The sequence below is a fragment of the Streptomyces sp. SID8374 genome (genome assembly GCF_009865135.1).
GTDB lineage: Bacteria > Actinomycetota > Actinomycetes > Streptomycetales > Streptomycetaceae > Streptomyces.
Map to the genome: position 1 here is coordinate 3,353,219 of NZ_WWGH01000001.1, position 11,099 is coordinate 3,364,317.

Below are 11,099 nucleotides of genomic sequence, written 5' to 3' on the forward strand. Positions count from 1 at the left end.
GTTCCCGCACGGACCCGTCCCGGGGACGGACACCGCCCACGGGGCGCGGACCCCGCGCCCTCACCCGTCCCTCCTCCACTACCTCCCCGGGGCTCCACCATGGATCAGACGTCGTCATCGCACGCCCTCCACCACCGGTTCCTGCGCGGCCTCGCCCGCTCGCCGTACGGCACCGCCGTCAGCGCGGCCGGGACCACGCTCACCTACCGGGAACTCCACGACCGCGCGCTGACCTGGGCGGGTTCGCTGCTCGCCCGGCTTCCGGCACCGCCCAGGGCCGTCGGTGTGCTGGTGGGCAAGGGCGTCGAGGCGTACACCGGCATCCTCGCCTGCCTCTACACCGGGGTGACGATGGTGCCGTTGCAGCCCGGCTTCCCGGCCCTCAGGACCCGGCAGATGATCGAGGCGGCCGGGGTGGAGGCCCTGATCGTGGACACCGCGTCGGCCCCGGCGCTGGAGCGGCTGCGGGCGGAGGGGGTCGACCTGCCCGTGCTGATGCCCGGGGCCCCCGGGACCGGCGGCGGGCCGATCGCACCGGGCATCACGCCGGACGCGGCGCCGGACATCACGCCGGGCACCGCACCGGGCATCACGCCGGACGCGGCCTCGCGGCTGGCGGAGCCCCGGCCCGTCGCCGCCGACGACGTCGCGTACGTCCTGTTCACGTCCGGGTCGACGGGCCGCCCGAAGGGGGTGCCCGTCACCCACGCGAACACCGCGCACTACTTCGGACTGCTGGACGCCCGCTACGACTTCGGGCCGGATGACGTCTTCTCGCAGAACTTCGACCTCAACTTCGACTGCGCCATGTTCGACCTGTTCTGCGCCTGGGGTGCGGGCGGGACGCTGCTCGCGGTGACACCGGACGCCTATCTCGGCCTGCCCGCCTTCGTCGCGGAGCACGGCGTCACCGTGTGGTTCTCCACGCCCAGCGCGATCGCGCTGGTGCGGCGTACGGGCGGGCTGGCGGCCGGTTCGATGCCCTCGCTGCGCTGGAGCTTCTTCGCGGGCGAGGCGGTCACCTGCCAGGACGCCGAGGAGTGGCAGGCGGCGGCGCCCGGGTCGGCGGTGGAGAACCTGTACGGGCCGACCGAGCTGACCATCACCATCACCCGCCACCGCTGGTCGCCCGAGCACTCGCCGCGCATCGCCGTGGCCGGGGTGATGCCGATCGGCGAGGTGCACGCGGGCCACGCCTGGCTGCTGCTCGGCGCCGACGGTACGCCGGACGGGAAGGAGGGCGAACTGTGCGTGGCGGGACCGCAGCTGACGGCCGGCTACCTGGATCCGGCGGACGACACCGGCAGGTTCCTGGACCGGGACGGCGAGCGCTTCTACCGGACGGGTGACCGGGTGCGCCGGGCCGAGGGCGGCGGCCTCCTCTATCTGGGCCGGATGGACCAGCAGGTGCAGGTCCGCGGCGTACGGGTCGAACTGGCCGAGGTGGACGAGGCGCTGCGCGGGTGCCCCGGCGTGCTGGATGCCGTGGCCGTGGCCCTGCCGTCGGGCCAGACCGTCGAACTGGCCGCCTTCCACACCGGCCGGCCGGTGGCGCCCGTCGCCCTCGCCCGCGAGCTGAGCCGGACGCTTCCGCGCGCCGTGATTCCCCAACACCTCTTCCACATAGGGGAGTTCCCCCTCAACTCCAACCGGAAGATCGACCGCGGAACGCTCGTCCGGTGGGCGGAGGAAAGGCTCGGAAGAGACCGCTGAGAGGGCACCGCCCTCTTCGACGAGTACGTGACACGCTTGTGCGTACTTGATACGCTCAGCGTGCCGCGTACTCATCAGGTACGCCAGGAAAGGACATGGACTCTTGCCATGACAGACATCAGGCCCAAGGCAGGTACCAAGGAGTGGCTCGGCCTTGTGGTGATCGTGCTGGTCACCCTGCTGATCGCCATCGACATCTCGGTACTGGGCTTCGCCATCACGCCGGTCAGTGAGGCGCTCAAGCCGAGTGCCACCCAACTGCTGTGGATCATGGACATCTACAGCTTCGTCCTGGCCGGTGCCCTGATCACCATGGGGTGGATCGGCGACCGTTTCGGCCGGCGCAAACTGCTGATCATCGGTGCGCTGGTGTTCGGCGCCGCCTCGGCGCTCGCGGCCACCGCCGACAGCGCGGTGGTGCTCATCGGCGCGCGGGCGCTGCTCGGCCTCGGTGCGGCGACGCTGACGCCCACGTCGCTGGCCCTGATCCGCAACATGTTCCAGGACTCCGCCCAGCGCAAGACCGCCATCGCCGCCTGGGGCGGCACCCTCGCCACGGGCGCGGCGATCGGCCCCGTGGTCGGCGGGCTGCTGCTCAACAACTTCTGGTGGGGCTCGGTCTTCGTCATCAACACCCCGGTGATGGTGCTGGTGCTGATCCTGGCGCCGATCCTGCTGCCGGAGCGGCGCGACCTGAACCGCGGGAAGCTGGACGTGCTGGGCGCGGTCCTGTCCATCGTCGGCATCATGGCGTTCATCTACGGCCTCAAGGAACTGGTCGTGGACGGCTACAGCCAGAGCGCGGCCGTGTACGCGGCGGTGGGCGCGGTCCTGCTGATCGCGTTCGTGCAGCGGCAGCGGATGACGTCGCACCCGCTGATCGACGTGGCGCTGTTCCGCTACAGCGGCTTCGTGGGCGCGATCGTCACGAACCTGATGGTGATGTTCTCCTTCATGGGCATCAGCATCCTGACCAACCAGTACCTCCAGGTGGTCCTGGGGATGACCCCGTTCCGGGCGGCACTCTGGTCGATCTGCGTCATGCCGGGCATCGGCATCGCGGTCGCCCTGGTCGGCGCGTTCTCCCGCACGGTGAAGCCGGTGTACCTGGTCGGCGCGGGCATGCTGGTGATGGCGGCCGGTTTCGGAGTGATCAGCACCCTCACGGTGGAGTCCAACGTCGCCGTGCTGCTGGTGGGCGTGGGCCTGATGGCGGGCGGTATGACCGCCTCGAAGACCCTGACCGCCGAGATCGTGGTGACCTCGGCGCCCAAGGAGCAGGCCGGCGCGTCGACGGCGACGTCGGAGACGTTCACCGAGTTCGGCAGCGCCTTCGGGTTCGCCGTCATCGGCAGCATCGGCTCGGCGATCTACCGGCACGACATGGCCGCCGCCTCGCTGCCCGGGCTCAGCGGCGACGCGCTGGAAGCGGTACGCAACACGATCGGCGGCGCGGCGACCGTGGCCGCGCGGCAGCCGGGACCGCTCGGCGCCCAGCTGATGGACACCAGCCGTGAGGCGTTCACCCACGGGCTCCAGGTCGCCGCGCTCTCCGGCGCGGCCGCCATGGTCGTGGTCGGCGTCCTCGTGGTCTTCCTGCTCCGCAACGTGCCGGTCGAGACCGAGAAGCCGATCGACCCGATGGAGCTCGGCGACTACGAGGCCACCCCCGACGGCACCGGCCCGCACAGCTCCCAGGAGGCCGAGGCCATGTCGGTCGCGGGCCGGGGAACGGGAGCCGCAGGCTGACCCGGCCGTGCCGGCCGGCACACCCGAAGGGGGCTGGTCCCCCGCCCCGGAGCCCGGGGCGGGGGACCAGCCCCCTTCGTCCTGTCCACGGGCCCGCCGAGGACGGGCGAAATCCGGGGCCGACCACGGGAATCCGGGACCGACCCAAGGAATCCGTGGCCGGCCCAGGGAATCCGTGGCCGGCCCCGGGTCCGCTCAGGTGAGGGGCTTCTCGCCGTCGCGGATCCGGACCAGCACCTCGACCCCGTCCAGGACGCGCTGGAGGCCGAACGTGAAGTCGTCGTCGGGCTCCTCGAAGGCGCCCGCCTCGACCAGCTCGGCGATCGCGGGGAACGTCTCGGGGTCGGCGTACTTGGCCAGCGCACGGCCGTAGTGGGCCATGAGGTCGGCGTCGCTGATGCCCTGGTCGGACACGCCCACGGACAGCTGCACGTTGTTGCGTACGTAGCCGATCATCAGCATCATCACGGCCAGCTTCTCGTCCGGCCGCAGGCTGGTGGCGGAGAGAGTGCCGAGCCCGCACTCCAGCCAGCTGAGCTGCCCCGGCTCCAGCGGGGGGCCGCTCACCGAGATCTGGAGCATCCACGGATGCCGCCGGAACACCTCCTGGAACGCGCGGGCCCAGCGTTCGAGCCCGGTGCGCCAGTCGGTGGTGTCGATGCGCGGCGGGGTGCCGTACGCCATGTCCAGCATCAGCTGCTGGAGTTCGTCCTTGCTGGTCACATGCCGGTAGAGCGACATGGTCGCGAAGTCGAGACGCTTGGCGACCCGCGCCATCGACAGGGCGGCCAGCCCGTCGGCGTCCACGCACTCGATCGCGGCCGTCACGATCCGCTCCACGGTCAGCCCGGTCCTGACGGTGCGCTGCTGGCGGCTGCGCAGGCTCCACAGCACCTCGATGCTGTGCGGCAGAGCGACATCTCCCGTACCGGTGCCGTCGTCAGTCGTCATAAGGTGCTCACCTTCATGGATGCAGGGCCGTGCGTATCACGCACGCAGAGAATATGCTATACACGCTGCCGTAGCCCGCCCCCGACAGCCCGGAAAAGCCCGGCGCGCGGGGATGCTACGCCGTACCGGCCCGGTCCGCACAGCCTCAGGCACCGGCGGTCGCGGCCGCCGCGAACTCCTCCGACGACGCACCGAGGAACTGCCGGCAGCGCCGCATGCCACGGGCGCTGTTCCAGCCGATCGCGCCGACGAGCCTCCCGCCCCGGTGGTACGCGGCGACGAACTCCCGGTCCTGCGGGGAGCCGCTGACGATCTCGGTACGCGCGTCGGGCGGGCACCAGCCGATGGTGGAGATCTTCATGTCGAACTGGTGCGTCCAGCCGAACGGGACGGGGGCGTACGGCCGCAGCGCGTCATCGGCGGCCAGCAGGTTGCCGACGACCGCCATGGCCTGCTGTCCGGCGTTGGTGCGCTGCTCCAGCCGTACGCGTTCGCCGTCGAGGGCGGGGTGCGGCCAGTTGGCGACGTCCCCGGCCGCCCACACACCGGGGGCGGCCCGGCAGTGGGCGTCGCAGAGGATCCCGTCGCCGAGGTCGAGGCCGGAGCCGGCGAGCCAGTCGACGGCGGGCACGGAGCCGATGGCCGTCACGACCAGGTCGGCGGGTATCTCGGTGCCGTCGTCGAGGAGCACGGCGCGCACCCGGCCCCCGTCGTCGGCGAGCCCCACCACCTTCGCGCCGAGCCGCAGCCGTACGCCGTGGTCCCGGTGCAGGCCCGCCACGTACGCACCGACCTCGGGTCCGACCTGGGCCAGCAGCGGTACGGGCTCGGGCGCGATCAGCGTGACGTCGACCCCGAACGCCCGCGCGTTGGCCGCGATCTCGGAGCCGAGGAAGCCGGCGCCGATCACGGCGACCCTGGGCCGGTCGGCCAGCTCGGCGCGGAGCCGTACCGCGTCGTCGAGGGAGCGCAGCACGTGCACCCCGTCGAGTCCCTCGGCCCACGGCAGGCGGCGCGGACGGAGTCCGGTCGCGATCACCGCGGCGTCGTAGGGGAGCTGCTCCCCCGTGTCGAGGGTGACGGTACGGGCCGCCCGGTCCAGCGCGGTCGCCCGGCAGCCGAGCCGGAGATCGGCGTCGACCGCGGCGAGCGCGTCGGGCCGGCGCAGCCAGGTCTGCTCGGGCTCCCAGCCCTCGGCCAGGAAGTCCTTGGACAGCGGGGGACGGTCGTACGGCAGGTGGACCTCGTCGCCGACGAGCGTCACCGTCCCCTCGTACCCCTTGCTCCGCAACGTCTCCACCGCGGTCAGGCCCGCGGCCGCCGCGCCCACGACGACAACCCTCTTCAGCACAGTCGCTCCTCGTTCGTTCGACGGCCCGCTCATGCCAGGGCTCCGGTGCCACCGTCGAGTCCGGTGCCACCGTCGAGTCCCGGGCCACCGTCGAGAAGGTCGCCGTCGAGAAGATCGAACAGCTCGTCCGCGGTTGCCGTGCTGAGGTCGTCGTCGGGGGTCCGGTCGCCGAACAGGACGCGGCTCAGGTGCGCGGCGAGATCGGTGGCCGAGGGGTAGTCGAAGATCAGCGTCGGAGCCAGCCGGCTGCCGGTGACGGCGGTGAGCCGGTTGCGCAGTTCGAGGGCCGTCAGCGAGTCGAACCCGATGTCGAGGAAGCCGCGTTCGGCGTCCACGGCCTCGGCTCCGGCATGGCCGAGAACGGCCGCCGCGTGGGTCCGCACCAGGTCCAGCATGGCCCGGTCCCGTTCGGCGTCGCCGAGCGCGGCGAGCCGGGCGGTCAGCGCGGCCGGGTCGGTCCCGTTGCTGCGGGCGCGTGTGGCCGTACGGTCCCCGGCGCGCACCAAGTCACTTAGCAGCGCGGGCAGTTCCTCGGCCCTGGCCCGCAGGGCGGGGACATCCACGGCGAGGGGGACCAGCGCGGGACGCCCGGAGTGGAGCCCGGCGTCGAAGAGGGCGAGCGCCTCCTTCGAGTCGAGTGCGGGCAGTCCCCGGGCCGCCATCAGCCGTACGTCCTCGTCCAGGGACCCGGTCAACCCGGTCTCCACGTCCCACAGGCCGTACGCGAGGGAAGTGGCGGGCAGCCCTTGCGCCCGGCGGTGCACCGCGAGCGCGTCCAGGAAGACGTTCGCCGCCGCGTAGTTCGCCTGCCCGGCGGCCAGGACCATGCCGCCTGCCGAGGAGAACATCACGAAGAACGCCAGATCCAGCTCCAGCTCGCGTGTCGCCTCGTGCAGATACCAGGCACCGTCCGCTTTCGGGCCCAGCACCCGATCCAGCCGGGCCGCGTCCATGGATGCGATCAGACCGTTGTCCCCTACGCCGGCCGCATGCACCACACCCACCAACGGGCCCGACAGCCCGGACACCAGGTCCACCACGGCGCTGCGGTCAGCCACATCACAGGCCGCTACGGAAACCTCGGCACCCAGCTCGGACAGCCTGGCCACCAACTCTTCTGCTCCCGGGGCCTCCAGGCCACGGCGACTGGTCAGCACCAGACGCTTCACGCCCCGCTCGGTGACCAAATGCCGCGCCACCAACGCACCCAGACCACCCGTGCCGCCTGTCACCAGCACCACACCGTCAGCCGTGGGGGCCTCGGCGGCGGGCGTCTCGGGCGGGCTCACCCGGACCAGCCTGGGCACCACCACCCCGCCCCCACGCAATGCTGCTTCCGGCTCACCGGAGGCCACCACCAGCTCCAGTCCGGAGAGACCGTTCGCGTCCGGGTCCGCATCGACCAGCACCACACGCCCCGGATGCTCCGCCTGGGCCGCACGCACCACACCCCACACGGGAGCCTGGCCCAGCGCCACGCCCGTGCCAGTACCCGTGTCAACAGCTCCCCGGGTGACGATCACCAGCCGGGACCCCGCGCACCGCTCATCGGCAACCCAGTCGCATACCACGTCCAGCACAGCACCAGCGGTCGCCCGCACCCCCGCCAACACATCACCCGACACCGCCGGAACCTCGAACACCACCACCCCAGGCACATCCCCGACAGCAGGCATGTCTTCCCACCGCACCCACGAAGACGCACCATCAACCGCACTCATACCGGCCAGTGGACGCCACAACACATCCCACAACGACTCCCCCGCCCCGGCACCCAACTGCTCCACCGACACCGGCCGCAGCGTCAGCCCACCCACCGACGCCACCGGCGCACCGGCACCATCCGCGATCGTCAGGGACAGGCTGCTGCCCTCCTGCCGGGACAGCCGCACTTTCAGGGTGTGGGCGCCGACGGTGTGGAGGGAGACGTCGGACCAGGAGAAGGGCAGTTCGGTCGGCTCGTCGCCGGTGATGTGGTCGCCGACGCCCAGCGCGTGCATGGTGGCGTCCAGCAGGGCGGGGTGCAGCCCGAACCGTTCCGCGTCCGCGTGCGCGGACTCCGGCAGCGCGACCTCGGCGAAGACGTCGTCGCCGCGCCGCCAGACGGACCGCAGGCCCTGGAAGGCGGGGCCGTAGTCGTACCCCTGCTGGGCGAGCAGGTCGTAGGCGTTGTCCACGCGTATCTCTGCCGCCCCGGCGGGGGGCCACACATCGAGACCGGTGGGCTCCGGGTCAGGCGCGTCGACGCTGAGGACGCCTTCGGCGTGCAGGGTCCACGGGGCGTCCACGGGGGTGTTCTCCGGACGGGAATGAACCCGGAGGGTGCGGTGTCCGGTGTCGTCGGCGGCGCCCACCGCGACCTGAAGCGCCACCCCTCCCCGCTCCGGCACCACCAACGGAGCCCGCAACGTCAGCTCCTCCACCACACCACAGCCGACCTCATCACCCGCCCGCACCGCCAACTCCACAAACGCCGTCCCCGGCAACAACACCCGCCCCAACACCGCGTGATCCGCCAACCACGGCACACCATCCACCGACAACCGACCCGTCAGCACCACCCCACCCGCATCCGGCAACGACACCACCGCACCCACCAGCGGATGATCCACCACCCCCTGCCCCACACCCACCACACCAGAGCCACCACCACCCGACTCCAACCAAAACCGCCGACGCTGAAAGGCGTAGGTAGGCAGATCAACCCGCCGGGCACCCGTGCCCGCGTAGTACGCCGCCCAGTCGACCCGTACGCCACTGACATGCAACCGGGCGAGAGCCGAGACCGCCGTCGCAACCTCCGCACGCCCCTTACGCACCAACGGCACCAACACCGCCGACTCCGAACCCACCGACTGCTGCGCCATCCCACTCAGCACACCATCCGGACCGATCTCCAGATACGAGAGAACGCCCCGCGCTTCGAGATGGCTCACGCAGTCCGCGAACCGCACCGCCTCGCGTACATGCCGCACCCAGTACGCAGCTGTCGCCACGTCCGACGACACTTCACCCGACACACCCGACACCAAGGGAATCGTCGGGGCGCTGAACGACAGACCCGAAACAACCCCCTCGAACTCCGCCAACATCGGCTCCATCAAAGGCGAATGGAACGCATGCGACACCCGCAACCGCGACGACTTCCGCCCCTGCCCACTGAACGCGTCCGCGACCTTCGTCACCGCATCCTCGGCACCCGAAATCACCACGGAGCGCGGCCCGTTCACGGCGGCAATGCTCACCGACTCTGACGACAGCAGCGGTACGACCTCCGCCTCCGACGCCTCCACCGCCACCATCGCGCCACCCTCCGGCAACTCCTCCATCAACCGGCCACGCGCCACGACCAGTTGAACCGCGTCAGAGAGGGAGAACACCCCTGCCACGTGCGCGGCGGCTATCTCGCCCACCGAGTGCCCGGCCAGGAAGTCCGGACGTACGCCCCACGATTCCACCAACCGGAACAGCGCCACCTCCACCGCGAACAACGCCGGCTGCGCCACCCCCGTACGACTCAACGCCCCCTCATCCGCACCCCACACCACATCCCGCAACGAACGACCCAAGTGCACATCCACCTCGGCGAGCACCGCGTCAAAAGCCTCCGCGAATACCGGGAACGCCCCGTACAACTCACGGCCCATCCCCAGCCGCTGCGCACCCTGACCCGTGAACAAGAACGCCGTACGGCCCGACGTACGCGCCACACCCCGCACCGCGCCCGCCGACACCCCGCCCTCCACCAACGCCCGCAAACCCACCACCAGCTCCGAACGGTCCCCCGCCGTCACCACCGCACGATGCTCCAGCACCGCACGCGACACCACCGACGAGAACCCCACATCCAGCATCGACAGATCCGCGTCCGCCTCCACCAGCGCCAACAACCGCTCCGCCTGCGCCGACAGCGCCACCTCACCCCGCGCCGACAGCACCACCGGCACCACCGGCAGATCCGCCACCGGCTCAGCCAGCTCAGCCGGTTCCGGCGCCTGCTCCACAATCACGTGCGCGTTCGTCCCACTCAGACCGAACGACGACACCGCCACCCGACGAGGACGCCCACGCTCCGGCCACGCACGCGCCTCCGTCAGCAGCTCAACCGCACCCGCCTCCCAGTCGACATGGGGTGAACGCGTCTCCGCGTGCAGGGTCTTCGGCATCACACCGTGCCGGATCGACTCCACCGCCTTGATCACACCACCGACACCCGCAGCAGCCTGCGTATGCGCCAGGTTCGACTTCAGCGACCCCAGCCACACCGGATCGCCCTCCGGACGCCCCTGGCCATACGTCGCCAACACCGCCTGCGCCTCGATCGGGTCCCCCAGACGCGTCCCCGTACCATGTGCCTCGACCATGTCGACGTCGGCGGTGGTCAGTCCAGCGTTCTCCAACGCCGCGCGGATGACCCGCTGCTGCGACGGGCCGTTGGGGGTGGTCATGCCGCTGGAGGCGCCGTCCTGGTTGACCGCGCTGCCCCGGACCACCGCAAGGATGGGGTGGCCGTTCTTCCGGGCGTCCGACAAGCGCTCCACCAGCAGGACACCGACACCCTCCGAGCAGCCCGTACCGTCCGCCTCCGCCGCGAACGACTTGCACCGGCCGTCCGCCGCCATCCCCCGCTGGTGGCTGAAGTAGAGGAACATGTCCGGTTCCGTCATCACCGTCACACCGCCGACCAGCGCCAGTGAGCAGTCGCCCCGGCGCAGGGACTGTCCCGCCCAGTGCAGGGCGACCAGCGACGACGAGCACGCCGTGTCCACGGTGACGGCGGGGCCCTCCAGTCCGAGGGCGAAGGCGACGCGGCCGGTGACGAGGCTGCCGTCACTCGATCCGGGGCCGTAGTCGTGGTACATCAGGCCGCCGAACACGCCCGTACGGCTGCCTCGCAGCGACAACGGGTCGATCCCCGCCCGCTCCACCGCCTCCCACGACACCTCGAGGAACAACCGCTGCTGAGGATCCATCCCCAACGCCTCACGCGGCGAAATACCGAACAGCTCAGGATCGAAATCGCCCGCGTCGTACAGAAAACCGCCCTCACGCGTCACCGAACGATCAGGACGCCCACCCACCGGGTCATACAACCCCTCGACATCCCACCCACGATCCACCGGAAACCCCGACACACCATCCCGGCCCCCAGCCACCAACTCCCACAGACCCTCCGCCGACCGCACCCCACCCGGATAACGGCACGCCATCCCCACGATCGCCAGCGGTTCCCCGGCGTCCTGGGTCAGCTGGTCGTTGCGGGTGCGGAGGCGCTCGTTCTCCGACATGGCCGCGCGGAGGGCGGCGACGAGTTGTTCGACAGATGCTTCCACGA

General features: G+C 71.1%; 5 protein-coding genes. 2 read left to right on the forward strand and 3 right to left on the reverse strand.

Annotated features, from left to right (window positions below; translation table 11 throughout):
* The first annotated feature begins 99 nt into the window (after nucleotides 1-99).
* Both GTY67_RS14810 and GTY67_RS14815 read left to right on the forward strand, forming a co-directional pair.
* Nucleotides 100-1,713 carry an AMP-binding protein gene (locus GTY67_RS14810; protein WP_161279004.1) on the forward strand — a complete coding sequence of 538 codons (1,614 nt, stop codon included), beginning with the start codon at nucleotides 100-102 and terminating at the stop codon, nucleotides 1,711-1,713.
* Nucleotides 1,714-1,821: 108 nt separating this feature from the next.
* Nucleotides 1,822-3,462, forward strand: coding sequence for an MFS transporter (locus GTY67_RS14815; protein WP_161279005.1), 1,641 nt, complete (start codon nucleotides 1,822-1,824; stop codon nucleotides 3,460-3,462).
* Between the two features lie 195 nt (nucleotides 3,463-3,657).
* On the opposite strand, the gene GTY67_RS14820 is transcribed toward GTY67_RS14815, so the two are convergent.
* The 3 genes from GTY67_RS14820 to GTY67_RS14830 all read right to left on the reverse strand — a co-directional run bounded on the left by GTY67_RS14820 (nucleotide 3,658) and on the right by GTY67_RS14830 (nucleotide 11,097).
* Complete coding sequence (locus GTY67_RS14820) at nucleotides 3,658-4,413, reverse strand: TetR/AcrR family transcriptional regulator (RefSeq protein WP_202461443.1); 756 nt, start codon at nucleotides 4,411-4,413, stop codon at nucleotides 3,658-3,660.
* A 145-nt stretch (nucleotides 4,414-4,558) separates the two neighbouring features.
* Nucleotides 4,559-5,764: an FAD-dependent oxidoreductase gene (locus GTY67_RS14825; protein ID WP_161279006.1), complete on the reverse strand. Its 1,206-nt coding sequence runs from the start codon at nucleotides 5,762-5,764 to the stop codon at nucleotides 4,559-4,561.
* Between the two features lie 29 nt (nucleotides 5,765-5,793).
* Nucleotides 5,794-11,097, reverse strand: coding sequence for a type I polyketide synthase (locus GTY67_RS14830; RefSeq protein ID WP_343238678.1), 5,304 nt, complete (start codon nucleotides 11,095-11,097; stop codon nucleotides 5,794-5,796).
* Nucleotides 11,098-11,099 lie beyond the last annotated feature (2 nt).